The sequence below is a fragment of the Chryseobacterium sp. T20 genome, from assembly GCF_047345655.1.
Taxonomy (GTDB): domain Bacteria; phylum Bacteroidota; class Bacteroidia; order Flavobacteriales; family Weeksellaceae; genus Chryseobacterium.
Map to the genome: position 1 here is coordinate 142905 of NZ_JBLFDU010000012.1, position 15425 is coordinate 158329.

Consider the following 15425-nt stretch of genomic DNA (forward strand, 5'->3'; position numbering starts at 1 on the left):
CCACAAATATTCACAAATCATTATAGTGCTATTTGTGAAAAGATTAGTGTGATTCGTGTTGAAAAAATCTAAACACAAATTTCACAAATATGACCACAAATATTCACGAATCATCATAGTGTTATTAGTGAAAAAATTAGTGTCATTCGTGTTGAAAAAATCTAAACACAAATTCCACAAATAAGGGCACAAATATTCACGAATCATCATAGTGTTATTTGTGAAAAGATTAGTGCTATTCGTGTTAAAAAAACTAGTTCAGGATTTTGTATTCACTTGGAGAAATCCCCACTTTGGTTTTGAATAGCCTTGTAAAATGCTGTGGATATTTAAAGCCCAGATCATAGGAGATTTCACTGATTGTTTTTGCCTGATCCAGAATCTGTTCTTTGGCAATATCAATAAGTTTATTGTGGATAAATTCCTGTGCGGAAATTCCCAATTCTTTTTTGATCAGATCTCCGAAATAATTGGCAGAAAGATTCAGTTTTTCTGCAAAATAATTGACCATTGGGAAACCTATATTTTTTGGATTTTCAGATTTTAAATAGTCATCGACCAGATTTTCAAATTTCCCGATGACTCCCTGATTGATATGATCTCTTGTAATGAACTGGCGGTCATAAAAACGCATGCAGTAATTCAGGAACAGTTCGATGTTATTAACAATTAAAGATTTACTGTGTTTATCAATAGACTGTTCCAGTTCCAGTTTAATATTTTTAAAGCAATCCAATACCACTTCTCTTTCTTTTTCTGACAGGTGAAGTGCTTCATGTACATCATAAGAGAAAAAAGAATAATCTTTCATATTCTTCCCTAGATTGGTTCCTTTTATTAAATCCGGATGAAAAATCAGGGCAAAACCTGCAGGCTGAACAAATCTGTCCCTATTATAAATTCCATAGGTCTGTCCGGGAGCAATAAAAACCAGTGTTCCTTCCTGATAATCGTAGCTGTGTTTTCCATATTGCATGTCTCCACACATAACATCTTTCAGAAAAACGGTATAAAACCCAAATTTTCTTCTATACTGGCAGATAGGATCAGACTTGGAAAAATCAATGATACTTACCAGCGGATGTAGGGTTTCATGATTCGCCATTTTATTATATTCCGAGACCGTATTATAGATTTCAACCTCCTGATTTTCCATGAAGTATATTTTTATTGCTATTCAAAATTACCACTTTCATTTGTAACTGAAATAGGGTCTGTAAAATTGGTAAGTAATTCGGTAATCTGTATAAGTTGGATTTACTTGAAAGTTTCGACTTTTGTACCGTTATGGAAACTTTTAATACCAACATTTTTCCGAAAGGAGAAAAAGCCTCTCCGGATTATTTCTCTGGAGGAACAGCGTGGGTTCATATTCTGAAACCCAATGAAGACAACCTGAACTGCCAGATCGGAAATGTGATTTTCGAACCCGGATGCAGAAATAACTGGCATTCTCATGGAGGTGGACAGATTTTAATCGTAACTTCAGGAAAAGGATATTATCAGGAAAAAGGAAAGCCGGCTCAGGTTTTAAATCCTGGAGATATTGTTAATATTCCTCCTGATATCATCCACTGGCATGGAGCTGCTCCGGACAGTGAGTTTATCCATATTGCCATTAATCCTAATACACAAAACGGAATTGTAGAATGGCTTGAGCCTGTAACGAATGAAGAATACAGCAATTTATAACCCTAAATAAACCAAATATAAAAAATGAGTACAATCACAGTAAAAGCTTATGGTGCTGAGTCTACCACAGCAGACCTGAAAGAAATGAATATTGAAAGAAGAGAAGTCACCGCAAAAGATGTAGAGATTGAAATTCTATATTGTGGAGTTTGCCACTCTGATCTTCATACTGCAAGAAACGACTGGGGAGGATCTTTGTATCCTGTAGTTCCGGGACATGAAATTGTAGGAAGAATTACAAAAGTGGGAAATGAAGTTTCCAAATTTAAAGTTGGAGATCTTGCAGGGGTAGGATGTATTGTAGATTCTTGTGGACACTGCGACAGCTGTCAGCATGATCTTGAACAATATTGCCTGAATGGCTTCACCGGAACATACAATGGAAAGGATAAACATCTGGGAGGTCATACTTTCGGTGGATATTCTCAAAAAGTAGTGGTGGATTCTCACCACGTTTTAAAAGTACCTGAAAATCTTGATCTGGCAGCAGTAGCTCCACTTCTTTGTGCAGGTATTACCACATGGTCACCTTTAAAACACTGGAATGTAGGTCCTGGTTCTAAAGTGGCGGTTGTAGGGTTGGGAGGTCTTGGTCACATGGCTATTAAACTGGCAAAAGGACTGGGAGCTGAAGTTACCTTATTCTCCAGAACTCCGGGAAAAACTGAGGATGCTAAACAATTGGGAGCTGATCATGTAGTAATTTCTACGGATGATGCACAAATGGATGCTGTAAAAGGAAAATTCGATGTGATTATCGATACAGTTCCTTACGTACATGATGTAAATCCGTATGTGACTACTTTAAATATCAATGGAACTCATGTTTTGGTAGGATATCTTGGAGGTTTAGAACCTATTTTGAATACGGTTCCTATGATTATGGGAAGAAAATCGGTAGCTGGTTCGGTAATCGGTGGTATTGCAGAAACTCAGGAATTACTGGATTTCTGTGGAGAGCACAATATCGTTTCGGAAATTGAAATCATCAAAATGCAGGAAATCAACGAAGCGTATGAAAGAATGCTAAAAAGTGATGTAAGATACCGTTTCGTTATTGACATTCAGTCTTTATAATTCTTCTATAGAATAGTAACAGAAACAGGCTCTTCGGATTGAAGAGCCTGTTTTTATTTTTTCAGATTTTGGCTAAAAGCATTCTGATCCTGATTTACCATATACCGGTTTCCTTCGGCACATTTATTATCATTTCTTTCCATATCCTGGAACGCCCATGCTGCCATGGCATCAATCACGGGGGCCAGTTCATTACCGGCTTCACTCAGTTTATAGGTCACGTGAGGAGGGATTACAGGTTTTGCAGTTCTGATAATTAACCCGTCTGTTTCAAGCTGTTTTAAATGCTGGATAAGCATTTTTTCCGTTACGGCAGGAATTGCTTTTTTCAATTCGCTGTATCTTTTTTCTCCTGTGGAAAGATTAAACAGGATAATGGGCTTCCAGAATCCTCCAATTCTTTCCATAACATACATTACAGGACAATCCTGCACTGTTTTCTTATTCTCCTGAATGGTTGAACTTTCTTTGATCGCTGTCATATCTACATACTTTAGGGTAAGTACTTGTATAAAAGTAAGTACAAATATAACTTTGTTCCCAGAAATAAAAAAATATTTACATATGAAAATTATAATCACAGGATCTCTAGGAAATGTAGCTAAACCATTAGCACAACAGTTAATTGCCGACGGGCATAATATTACCATAGTAAGCAGCAGCGATGCCAGAAAACAGGATATTGAATCTCTGGGTGCAACTCCGGCCATTGGGTCTATCACGAACGTTGATTTTTTAACGCAAACATTTGATGGAGCTGATGCTGTTTTTGTAATGACTCCTCCTGCAATCAGTCCGGATAAAATTGTGGAAAACACGACCAATGCCGGAAAAAATTATGCTGAAGCTTTAAAAAATACCAAAGTAAAAAGAGCCGTAATGCTAAGCAGTGTAGGAGCAGAATCTCCTGTAGAAAATGGCCCTATCGCCGGTCTTCACAATATTGAAAAAATATATAATGAAGTAGAGAATACTTCTTTTACTTTTTTAAGAGCCGGATATTTTTTTAACAATTTTTTCAATGATATTCCTTTAATTCAAAATGCAGGAATCATTGGAGGAAATTATCCTGCAGATATTGAAGTACCCATTGTACACCCTAATGATATTGCCAAAGCAGCTGCTGAAGAACTGGTAAAAGATGAAAATACCAACACTATCAGATATATTGTAAGTGATGTAAGAAAAGCTTCTGACTTTGCTAAAGTTCTGGGAACTTCTGTTGATAAACCTGAGCTTCCATGGGTAGAATTCTCAGATGAAGATTCTTTAAACGGAATGCTTCAGGCAGGATTACCTGAAGATATGGCTCAACTGTATGTTGAAATGGGAAGAGGAATAAGAACTGGTGTTGTACAGAAGGATTTTATTGATCATGGTTCTCCGGTTACAGGAAGTGTTAAGTTAGAAGATTTTGCGAAAGAATTTTCTTCTCAGTTTTAATTCCTAAGTCAATTTATAAAACAAGTTCGGCGCACCAAAGGTGTGCCGAAACTTGTTTTTTACTATTATATTTTAAGTCTTAAGAATTATTTCTTCTCTTTCAGGGCTTCTTTTAAGACTTTCAATTTTCCATCAATAGGCTGATCGATTTTTAATCCTAAAACCTCAGCAACCAAAGGATAAACATTGATGTTGGCAAATTCACTGATTACCAGATTATTTTTAAATTCCGGTCCCCAGGCAAAGAAAGTGGCTTTCATTTCCGGTACCACTTTAGGATTGTAACCATGTTTCCCCACTGATGATTTCTTACCTTTCTCCAGGAAAATCTTTGGTGCTTTCGGGATCAGAAGAATCTGTCCTATTCTGTTATACTGGTCATCTCTTGTGGCAAAATGCAGATATTTAGGAAGTTTCTTATCAAGATAAACTTCATAGTCATCTGTTTTCTTGGCTTTCAGTTCTTTGTAAACAGCTTTTACCTCATCAGGATTTTTAACGTAAACTCTTAGTAAAGTCTGGGAATTGTAAAAATCAAATCTGTTTTTATCAAAAAGAAGAGCCGGAATTTCCAACGGTGTACCTCCATCTACTTTAATCATTCCGTGATCGGAAACAAAGACAAAGTTGACATTTTTTAATCCTAAATCATTTACTTTCTGAACAAGATCGCCAATGGCCTGGTCTATCAGATGAACAGCGGTTTCTGTTTCTTTAGTATCCGGACCATAATGATGCCCGCTTCCGTCTACTTCCGGGAAATATAATGAAATAAAGTGAGGTCTTTTATCTTCCGGTAATTTCAGCCAATTCACAACTTTTTCTACTTTTTCAGAAGGGGTAAATTTTTCGTGATAAGGATAATAATAAGTAGGTCTCATTCCTCCGGCATCACTGGCAGATCCTACCCACATTAAAGAGGCAGATACCATTCCCTGTTTTTCAGCAAGTCCCCAAAGCGGAGTTCCTCCGTACCAGCTTCCGTCCTCAGCATTTTTTTTGCTACTCATGGCATAGCCTTCTTTTCTCTTGTAATCGTAGAAAAAGTTATCTATCAAACCATGGTGGGAAGGATAAAGTCCGGTGATTAGGCTCCAGTGGTTCGGGAAAGTAATGCTTGGATAGCTTGGAGTCATTGCTTCAGCCTTTACACCACCATTAGCTAGTTTCAAAAGGTTTTCAGCATTGTATTTCTGAGCATAATCATAACGGAAACCATCCGTTGATATCATGATCACATAAGGTTTTGATTGTGCTTCTGTGCTGTTTTGTCTTCCCGGGATAACCACCTGGGCAGTGTCAATATTGGCCTGTTGTGCAAAAGCCGTAAAGGAAATTAGCAGCAGTAAAAAATGGATTCCTCGCTTCATTATTTTAAAATTTTCCGCAAAGTTACATCCTATACTTCTGCCTGAAAAGTTTAGGAGATTAAAAGTATATTAAAACCTCTTATTTTGTTTGAGTCAAAATTAATCCCTGTTAAATAGGTCTTTTCATTTCAAACTGTGACAACCAGTTGTTCAGTCCTACTCTTTTGCTAAGAAACATAGCTGTATTTTCTGAAGAATCATCTACATTATTTAACGCTATAGCCTGTCCGTCATTCTTTTCTCTAATCACATTAAACAGCTTTGTACCTATTCCCTGATTTCTGTAATTCTTATCTACAGCAAACTGATATATTTTTCTTGAAACAGGTCCATAAACAATATATCCAACCAGATTTTCATCTTTATAAGCCCCTAAGCTCACATAGTTTTCCGGCATAGGTTCCAATACGAAAACAGATCCTTGCCATGAAGGTTCAATATCCCAGAATGAGCATAATACATTCCATTGAAAGTCTTTCAAATCTCGTATGGATACTTCGGTATTTCCTTTTTCCTGTTTAATATTTCCATTAAAGCAAAGCAGTCTTCTGACAATCGTAAAACCTAAATTTTCATAAGCCCTGATAGCAGGCTGATTTCCTTCAATCACTTCAAGCAGTAGTATATTGGCATTTCTTTCTTTTAAAACAGGAATGATAAAATCATACATTTTTCTTACCAGGCCTTTACCTCTGCTTTCCGGAACGACTCCTGTTCCGCCATTGTAAATAATTTTCTCACCATTCTCAATTTTTTCAGACTGAAGAATAAAACCTACCAGTTTTCCATCTTCAAATGCTCCGGCAGACAAACTCATGTCTAATTTTTCTGCAGCAATTTTTGAAACAAGTACTTCTTTCGTTAAGTGAAAAGGAACAACATAATCAGAAAATGAATGGTTGAACACTGATAAAAGTTCATCTGTTGTGATATTGGCTAACGTTTTAAATTCCATGGGTTGTAAAAATTGTAAGGTCAGAAAATTTCTTTTTGTTAAGAATCAGGATATACACAAATATATGAATTTTAAAGCAAACTCCCTGAAAATGGGGCTTTAAGAAAAAAAATGATACCCCTGAAAGATCAGAGGTATCTGTTTAAAAAAAATATTTAGGTGTGTTTTTCCTGAAAATTACTCTTTAATCAATTTTTCATAAGATGTAGTTCCATCTTTAAGCTGGATTTCCAGATAATAGCTTCCTGATCTTAGTTTTTCCACACTGATGCTTTCTCCATCCGGTTTTACTGATAGTACTTTTCTACCAGAAGCTTCATAAATATCAACAGATTTTATTTTGTCAAAGTTTTTGAAATTAACCGTTGATTTTGCTGGGTTAGGGTACAGATTTACCTTCTTGCTATTGGCTGCAATTTCATTGGTAGACAGTGATGCTGCAGTCATTGTTAATGTTGCATATCCTCGTCCTACATTATGATATCCTAAAGAAGTTCCTCCACTTTTGCGGGAGTAGAAAATATTGATTGTTCCTGCTGCATTAGCAATTGCAAAATCTTCCCCTCCACCAGAAAGACTTCTGGTAGCGACCACTGTTCTTGTGCTTCCGGATACAGTATTGGACGTTTCTGTCCAGTCCTGGCTGGCATCTGCATTAGGAGTTGTCATTCCAATGAATGTATAATCTCTGTTTGCTGATGAGTTATAAATAAACCCATCTGATCCCGGAGCCATCCCTGTACTTCCAAAGCCTATTCCTAACATAGAGTTGCTGTCACCTGTCAATGTAATTGTTGCAACTGTTGGAGTTGTATCTAATTTCACCGTCATGGAAGTTGCCGATAGATTTACCGTCCCTGACGAAAACTGTGCCCATGCGCAATTGGCAAGAGCTAAACTAAGTACTAGTAGAGTTTTTTTCATATCAATTTTTTAAAAGATTAATAATTTCCTTGTTGTTGGTTTGTAATGCATATTCAAAAGGGGTCATTCCCATTGAGTCTTTTTTTGTTTTATCTGCTTTGTATCTAAGCAGCTGTTCTATCAGGTCTTTATTTCCGGATTTTACAGCCCAGAATAAAGGAGTGTAGCCTGTAGCATCCGCAATATTCGGATCAGCTTTTTTCTTTAACAGATGTTCTACCAGATCTTTATTGTATTTAATGGCAAGACCAGCTAATGCTGTTCCTTCGCGGCTTTTGTAGTTTACATCTTTTACATTGTCAATCAGGAAATCTGCCACCGCTGTATTCCCTCTGTAACATGCTAGAATAAGGGGTGAAAATCCGTTCTCGTTGATCTGATTAATCACATCCGGATTTTGTTTCATCAACTCCTGTACTTCAGTCACAGTTCCACTTCTTGCAATATCAAATACTGATTTCGCTTTTTCCTGAGCAGATACTAATGAGCTCAGGAACAGTCCTAATATTAAGATGAAATGTCTCATTGTTTTACCATTATATAGTTGTATTCAATATTGACATTTTCAGCAACTTTCTTGGTAACCATTTTGGGAATAGTCACTTTATAATCTACAGGTCTTGCTACAAAACCTCCCTGCATATAGATTTTCCCGTCTTTGGCATATAAAGTGGCAGCAGAGGTAACGGCTTTGTCTACTCCGTGAAAGTTTAATGTTCCCTGCACCGTATATTTCTGAGGGCTTGCAGTAAGCTTTGTTTTATCAAAGTTGACAATCTTTCCTTTGAAGGTAGTTTTCGGATATTTTGCAGATTCAGCATAGCTTTCATTGAAATGTTCTTCCATTAATTTTGTTTTAAAATGAAAGTTTTTGACATTTGAGACTGATGCCATTTCACCATTATCTGCATTGAGAATAACAACATTGTTGTCATCCTGAGCAAAAATATCATCAAACAGAGGAACCGAAGCTTCAAAAGTCACTTTCCCTGTTTTAGAGCTATATTTTTGTGCTGAAGCGTATCCTGCAGAAAGCAGTAATACGCTTAATAATGCTAATTTTTTCATATCAATTTTTTTAATTTTCATTTAATCCGTCAGCTTTCCATTTGATAAACATATTGATCTGAGCTGCAGATAGAGATCCTCCCTTTGGCATTTTCTCCGGATCACCATTAGGCCTTTGGATACGATCCAGAATTCCGTCAATATTATTTTTTACCTGATCATAAGTGACCAGAGGTTTAAAACTTCCTGCAGAATGACAGCCTGCACAGCTGTTATCCATAATGGGTTTTACATCTGCTGTATATTTTACAGGTATCGTGATCGGTGTGTTATCAGAAATCTCTTCATAAGTTCTGCTGTCACAAGCCGTCAGTATGATTGCTGACGACAATATCAATAAGGATGTTAGCTTTTTCATATTAAAAAACTCTATAAAGATTAAACCCAAAGAAAATATGTCCCTTTCCCCATGCTCCTGTAGCATTGGTAAGATATCCGATATCTGAATTTATCTGGGAGTTTGTGAGTAAAAGCTGGAACACGTGTCCTCCTGTTTCTATATCTACGCCCAATGATAAAGGGTTTTTATAAAAACTGTGATCGTCAAAATTCACAAAGTATTCTGCATTTAAAGAAACTCTTTTTGAGATTTTGTAGCGTCCTCCCAAACCTGCCAGAAACTGGTTTTTGTTTTCAATGGTAGGTTCGTAAAGGTTTTTATGAACAAAGGAAGGGGTAAGCTGTACAGAAAGCTTATCACTGAATCTTCTTGAAATCAATGCCTGGGTAAGGTAAGAAAGCCTGTCACTGAATTTCAGATGTGGATAAGTATCTTTATCCAGTTCAGTATTGGCCCCCATTACATTGTACCCCACAATATCCACCGGAAAGTTTTCACTTTGTTGTACCAGTCTGTACTTCACTGCTCCTTCAAAGGTTTTCATATTTGTTTCTCTGGACAGACTTACCGAAACAGCATCTGAAATACCATAGATAGCACCTAATTTGGTTGAAGCATTATCCAGTCCGAAGAAATCTTTAAATCCTGCACTTATATCACCAAATCTATGGGCAACAATCATGTACCATTCTTTTTTGGCAGCTAGTTTTGTAGATTGTCCTGTTACAATCTGAAGGGCTTTGAAGGCCGGTTGTGAGGTTTCTGTATTGGTTTTAACAGTGTCAATATCTTTCAGCAGATCTTCCTGTGCAAAGACAAGACCTGAAGAAAACATTGACAAAAATAAGAGAGTTTTTGTCATATACAATTTGAATTAAATTATGATATAACAAACTTATTGAGTTCTCAATTCAAAAATAGGTGATAAAAGTCACCAGTCAAATTGTTTTTATCAATGATAGAAATAAAGTTTTCAAACAATTGAAATTAGACGATTCTAACATTTTCATTTACAGGAACTTTTATTCCTTCTTTAGTCTGAACAATTTCACCTTCGCTTTCAATTTTTTTCAAAACTCTGCTTACAACTTCTCTGGAAGTTCCCAAACTATTGGCAATTTCACGATGGGTAATCTTAATAGGATTGTTTCCTGTGGATGAAATCTGTTGTTTGATATAGTTCAGAACCCTCTTATCCAGTCTGTGAAAAACAGCGTCATTCACCATATTCATCACTTCTGAAAACCTTCGGTCGTATTCATGGTAAAAGAGTTTATTAATCTCCGGGAATCTGGTAAGCCATTCGTGCATGATAGAAACGGGAATCAGAATGGCTTCTGAATCTTCTTCTGCAACGGCATATACCCTGCTGATATAATCTGTCAGAATAGATGAAAAAGTCATCAGACAGCTATCCTTAGGTTTGATGTAATAGTAGATGAGTTCTCTTCCATCATTAAGGGTAAAAACCTTGATAGAACCTTTTATTAAGAAAGGAACAAACTTATTTTTCTGTCCTTCTCTTATGATTTCAGTCTTTGCTTTTATATCAATAGCAACAGCATGTTTTTCAAGCTCAGATAAAAATTCGGCACCTAAAAACCCAAATTTACTTACAGCGAACGAGTTATCAATCATATCTTATATTTTCTGCTTTTTCTTAAACAAAGATATAAAATTGATATATCCTTACTACACATTTTTATCTTATTAAATAAAATTAACAATTTAACAAATGCTGATTATCTTTCTTTAAAGTGCAAAAAAAATGTCCTGGTAAAAACCAGGACATTCTTTATTTTATTGTAAAAGAAATCTTACGCTTGAACGTTGTTTCCTCCTAATACGAAAGGCTCAACTTCTTTGATTTCTCCGAACTGCTGCTCGTAGTTAGCGATGTTCTGTTGAAGAGCGCTTAATACTCTTTTAGCGTGAAGTGGAGCAAGAATTACTCTTGATCTTACTTTAGCTTGCTGAACACCTGGCATCAACTGAATAAAGTCTACTACAAATTCAGATGGAGAGTGGTTTACTAAAGCTAGGTTAGCATAGATACCAGCAGCTACCATTTCGTTTAATTCGATGTTGATGTTTCCGTCTTGTGGATTTTGATTGTTGTCCATTGTTATAAATTATGTTTTTAAAATTCGAAATTTGAGATTGTGAAAATATAAAAATAATTTCAAATCCCAAATTTCAAATCATTAATTTTAGTTAAGGTCTTCGAATTCTTTCTTAGAACCAACAATAACGTTCTGATACTCTTTAAGACCTGTACCTGCAGGGATTCTGTGACCTACAATTACATTTTCTTTAAGACCGTTAAGATCGTCTACTTTACCAGCAACTGCTGCTTCGTTAAGAACTTTAGTTGTTTCCTGGAACGATGCTGCAGACATGAATGACTTAGTCTGAAGGGCCGCTCTTGTAATACCTTGTAGTACAGGAGTTGCAGTAGCAGGAAGAGCTTCTCTTACTTCTACCAGACCTAAATCTTCACGCTTCAACTTAGAGTTTTCGTCTCTTAATTCTCTTGCCGTAATCATCTGACCTGGTTGGAATTCTTTAGAATCACCAGCATCTACTACTACTTTAAGACCGAATACTCTGTTGTTTTCTTCTAAGAAATCAAACTTGTGTTCAAGAGCTCCTTCAAGGAATTGAGTATCACCTCCATCTACGATAGATACTTTCGTCATCATCTGTCTTACGATAATTTCGAAGTGCTTGTCGTCGATTTTTACCCCCTGTAGACGGTAAACTTCCTGAATCTCGTTTACTAAGTATTCCTGAACGGCAGTTGGACCTTTAATTCTTAAGATATCTTCCGGTGTGATAGAACCGTCAGAAAGTGGAGAACCTGCTCTTACGAAGTCATTCTCCTGAACAAGAATCTGGTTAGAAAGTTTTACTAAGTAAATTTTTCTTTCTCCAGTTTTAGCCTCAACAATAAGTTCACGGTTACCTCTCTTAATTTTTCCGTAAGAAACTACCCCATCGATTTCAGTAACAACCGCTGGGTTTGAAGGGTTTCTTGCTTCGAATAATTCGGTAACTCTCGGAAGACCTCCGGTGATATCCCCTGCTTTTGCAGATTTTCTTGGGATCTTGATTAAGACTTTACCAGCCTTAATTTTTTCACCATCGTTAACCATTAAGTGGGCTCCTACCGGTAAGTTGTAAGCTTTTTGCTCAACTCCTTTAGAGTCTACCACTTTTAAGGTAGGTACGGCTTTCTTATTTCTAGATTCAGAGATTACTTTCTCTTCGAATCCTGTTTGTTCGTCAATTTCAAGTTGGAATGAAATACCCTGGATGATATCCTCGTATTCTACCTTACCTGAAGTTTCAGCAATGATAACCGCGTTATACGGATCCCATCTACAGATTGTATCTCCTTTCTTCACTTTATCACCTGGTTTTACAGATAATATAGATCCGTAAGGAACGTTAGCTACCATTAATGGAGTTCTGGACTCATTATCAGCAACTAATCTGAATTCTGTTGAACGAGACACTACAACCTCAGCTGTATTACCGTTTTCATCTTCAGAAGTAATTGTTCTTACCTCATCCATTTCTACGATACCATCTCTTCTTGCAACGATAGATGGGTTTTCTGATACGTTACCTGCAGTACCCCCTTGGTGGAAGGTTCTCAACGTAAGCTGAGTACCTGGTTCCCCAATTGACTGTGCTGCAATTACACCTACCGCTTCACCCATGTGGATCACTTTACCTGTTGCTAAGTTTCTACCGTAACATTTCGCACAGATACCTTTCTTAGCTTCACAAGTTAATGGTGAACGAACCTCCACAGCTTCTAATCCTGCTTCTTCGATTCTCTTCGCCAAAGATTCAATGATCACCTGATCTGCACTTGCGATAAGCTCGTCAGTTTCAGGATCGTAAATATTATGAAGGGATACTCTACCTAAGATTCTTTCAGAGATTCTTTCAACGATCTCGTCATTTTTCTTAAGTGCAGTAACTTCTGTACCTCTCAATGTTCCACAGTCGTCTTCTGTAACGATAACGTCCTGTGCAACGTCTACCAATCTTCTCGTTAAGTAACCAGCATCGGCTGTCTTAAGAGCGGTATCCGCAAGACCCTTACGAGCACCGTGGGTAGAGATAAAGTACTCTAGAATCGAAAGACCTTCCTTAAAGTTTGCAAGGATCGGGTTTTCGATGATCTCCGCTCCGGTAGAACCAGCTTTCTGCGGTTTTGCCATCAAACCTCTCATCCCTGATAACTGACGGATCTGTTCTTTAGAACCCCTCGCTCCAGAGTCAAGCATCATGTATACAGAGTTGAAACCACCTTGGTCAGTTTTCATTCTGCTCATGATCATTTCAGTTAATCCAGCGTTGGTATTTGTCCAAACGTCGATTACCTGGTTATAACGTTCTGTATCGGTAATTAGACCCATGTTATAGTTAGCTCTAATTTCGTCAACAGTTTCAATTGATTGTGCAATCATCTGCTTTTTCTCAACAGGAACTACAATATCCCCAAGTGAGAAAGAAAGACCTCCTTTGAATGCGTTTGAATACCCTAGGTCTTTCATTGCATCAAGGAACTTCACAGTTGTAGGGAAATCTGTATCAGCAAGGATCTTACCGATAACGTTTCTCAATGATTTCTTCGTAAGAAGTTCATTGATATATCCTACCTGCTTAGGTACAATCTGGTTGAACAGGATTCTACCTACAGAAGTTTCGATCAATCTTGTAACGATTTCTCCATCTTCTTTGATAGGTAGTCTACATCTTACTTTAGCATTTAAAGATACTCTACCTTCAGCGTAAGCAATTTCTGCTTCTTCAGGAGAATAGAATGCAAGACCTTCTCCTTTTACTTTCATCGTCTCAGTAGAGCTTAATTCTTTAGTCATGAAATAAAGACCAAGAACCATGTCCTGAGATGGTACTGTAATTGGAGAACCATTTGCAGGGTTCAAGATGTTCTGAGAACCTAACATCAATAACTGAGCTTCAAGGATCGCTTCTGGTCCTAGTGGCAAGTGTACCGCCATCTGGTCACCATCGAAATCGGCGTTGAAGGCCGTAGTTACTAACGGGTGTAGCTGGATTGCCTTACCTTCGATCATCTTAGGTTGGAAAGCCTGAATACCCAGTCTGTGAAGCGTAGGTGCTCTGTTCAATAGAACAGGGTGACCTTTCATCACGTTTTCAAGGATATCATAAACTACTGGTTCTTTTCTGTCGATAATTCTCTTTGCAGATTTTACTGTTTTTACAATACCTCTTTCAATTAGTTTTCTAATGATGAATGGTTTGTAAAGTTCAGCTGCCATATCCTTAGGAATACCACATTCGTGAAGCTGCAAGTTTGGACCTACAACAATTACCGAACGCGCAGAGTAGTCAACCCTTTTCCCTAGTAGGTTCTGACGGAAACGACCTTGCTTACCTTTCAATGAATCAGAAAGTGATTTCAATGGTCTGTTTGATTCAGATTTTACTGCAGAAGATTTTCTTGTGTTATCGAATAATGAATCTACTGATTCCTGAAGCATACGCTTCTCGTTTCTCAAGATTACTTCAGGAGCTTTGATCTCCAATAATCTCTTCAAACGGTTATTTCTGATAATAACTCTTCTATAAAGGTCATTCAAGTCAGAAGTAGCGAAACGTCCTCCATCCAATGGAACCAATGGTCTTAGTTCTGGTGGGATAACAGGAAGTACACGCATGATCATCCACTCTGGTCTGTTGATCATTCTTGTATTAGCACCTCTTAATGCTTCTACAACGTTCAATCTCTTAAGAGCTTCTGTTCTTCTTTGTTTTGAACCTTCGTTGTGAGCTTTGTGTCTCAAGTCGAAAGACAATGCATCAAGATCGATTCTTTTTAATAGATCTTCAACAGCTTCAGCACCCATTCTGGCGATGAATTTGTTTGGATCAGAATCATCAAGATACTGGTTTTCTACAGGAAGAGTTTCCATGATGTCAAGGTACTCTTCTTCTGTAAGGAATTCCATATTTTCAAAATCAGAACCGTCTAACTTCTTAGCAATACCTTGCTGAATCACTACATATCTTTCGTAGTAGATGATCATGTCTAATTTCTTAGAAGGAATTCCTAAAAGGTATCCGATTTTGTTTGGTAATGAACGGAAATACCAGATGTGTGCAATTGGAACTACAAGGTTGATGTGTCCGATTCTCTCTCTTCTTACTTTTTTCTCAGTAACTTCTACTCCACAACGGTCACAAACGATCCCTTTGTAACGAATTCTCTTGTATTTACCACAAGCACATTCGTAATCCTTTACAGGACCAAAGATTTTCTCACAAAATAGCCCGTCTCTTTCAGGCTTGTGAGTTCTGTAGTTAATAGTTTCCGGCTTTAAAACCTCCCCTCTTGAGTCTTGTAAAATAGACTCCGGTGAAGCTAGACCGATGGTTATTTTATTAAATCTACTTGATTTATTTTTATTTGACATAATTTTATTTTTGATTATAAAGATTAAAGATTGAAAGCGTTACACTTTCGCTCTTATCATCTCGGAGTTGATTAATTCTT

The 15425-nt window shown here is 37.1% G+C and carries 15 protein-coding genes; 3 read left to right on the plus strand and 12 right to left on the minus strand.

Annotated elements, in window-relative coordinates:
- Positions 1-253: 253 nt before the first annotated feature.
- Positions 254-1156, minus strand: a complete 903-nt coding sequence (locus ACMA47_RS21395; protein WP_413931413.1) for a helix-turn-helix domain-containing protein — start codon at positions 1154-1156, stop codon at positions 254-256.
- 95 nt (positions 1157-1251) lie between these two features.
- On the opposite strand from ACMA47_RS21395, the gene ACMA47_RS21400 reads away from it, so the two are divergent.
- Positions 1252-1692: a cupin domain-containing protein gene (locus ACMA47_RS21400; RefSeq protein WP_413931414.1), complete on the plus strand. Its 441-nt coding sequence runs from the start codon at positions 1252-1254 to the stop codon at positions 1690-1692.
- Between the two features lie 24 nt (positions 1693-1716).
- Complete coding sequence (locus tag ACMA47_RS21405) at positions 1717-2769, plus strand: NAD(P)-dependent alcohol dehydrogenase (protein WP_413931415.1); 1053 nt, start codon at positions 1717-1719, stop codon at positions 2767-2769.
- Between the two features lie 53 nt (positions 2770-2822).
- Here ACMA47_RS21405 and ACMA47_RS21410 read toward each other — a convergent pair whose 3' ends face one another.
- Complete coding sequence (locus ACMA47_RS21410; protein ID WP_413931416.1) at positions 2823-3251, minus strand: winged helix-turn-helix transcriptional regulator; 429 nt, start codon at positions 3249-3251, stop codon at positions 2823-2825.
- A gap of 82 nt (positions 3252-3333) precedes the next feature.
- Between ACMA47_RS21410 and ACMA47_RS21415 the strand changes: the two genes are divergently transcribed.
- Positions 3334-4212: an NAD(P)H-binding protein gene (locus ACMA47_RS21415; protein ID WP_413931417.1), complete on the plus strand. Its 879-nt coding sequence runs from the start codon at positions 3334-3336 to the stop codon at positions 4210-4212.
- An 86-nt stretch (positions 4213-4298) separates the two neighbouring features.
- Here ACMA47_RS21415 and ACMA47_RS21420 read toward each other — a convergent pair whose 3' ends face one another.
- The 10 genes from ACMA47_RS21420 to rpoC form a co-directional block, all read right to left on the minus strand.
- The gene (locus tag ACMA47_RS21420) at positions 4299-5582 is read right to left on the minus strand and encodes an ectonucleotide pyrophosphatase/phosphodiesterase (protein WP_413931418.1); all 1284 of its coding nucleotides are present in this window, start codon (positions 5580-5582) and stop codon (positions 4299-4301) included.
- Positions 5583-5691: 109 nt separating this feature from the next.
- Positions 5692-6537, minus strand: a complete 846-nt coding sequence (locus ACMA47_RS21425) for a GNAT family N-acetyltransferase (RefSeq protein ID WP_413931419.1) — start codon at positions 6535-6537, stop codon at positions 5692-5694.
- Positions 6538-6714: 177 nt separating this feature from the next.
- Entirely contained in the window at positions 6715-7461 is a 747-nt protein-coding gene (locus ACMA47_RS21430) for a T9SS type A sorting domain-containing protein (RefSeq protein ID WP_413931420.1), read from the minus strand.
- Between the two features lies 1 nt (position 7462).
- Entirely contained in the window at positions 7463-7987 is a 525-nt protein-coding gene (locus ACMA47_RS21435) for an ankyrin repeat domain-containing protein (protein ID WP_413931421.1), read from the minus strand.
- Positions 7984-8529: a YceI family protein gene (locus ACMA47_RS21440; RefSeq protein WP_413931422.1), complete on the minus strand. Its 546-nt coding sequence runs from the start codon at positions 8527-8529 to the stop codon at positions 7984-7986. The genes ACMA47_RS21435 and ACMA47_RS21440 overlap by 4 nt, the downstream gene beginning before the upstream one ends.
- Before the next feature lie 10 nt (positions 8530-8539).
- Entirely contained in the window at positions 8540-8887 is a 348-nt protein-coding gene (locus tag ACMA47_RS21445; protein ID WP_413931423.1) for a hypothetical protein, read from the minus strand.
- Position 8888: 1 nt separating this feature from the next.
- On the minus strand, positions 8889-9731 hold the full coding sequence (locus ACMA47_RS21450; protein WP_413931424.1) for a DUF5777 family beta-barrel protein: 843 nt from the start codon (positions 9729-9731) through the stop codon (positions 8889-8891).
- A gap of 125 nt (positions 9732-9856) precedes the next feature.
- Complete coding sequence (locus tag ACMA47_RS21455) at positions 9857-10507, minus strand: Crp/Fnr family transcriptional regulator (protein WP_062675830.1); 651 nt, start codon at positions 10505-10507, stop codon at positions 9857-9859.
- A 179-nt stretch (positions 10508-10686) separates the two neighbouring features.
- Positions 10687-10992 (minus strand): DUF3467 domain-containing protein, encoded by a 306-nt coding sequence (locus tag ACMA47_RS21460; protein ID WP_027375539.1) that lies wholly within the window; start codon positions 10990-10992, stop codon positions 10687-10689.
- Positions 10993-11079: 87 nt separating this feature from the next.
- Positions 11080-15345, minus strand: coding sequence for a DNA-directed RNA polymerase subunit beta' (rpoC, locus tag ACMA47_RS21465; protein WP_336702546.1), 4266 nt, complete (start codon positions 15343-15345; stop codon positions 11080-11082).
- Positions 15346-15425: the final 80 nt, after the last annotated feature.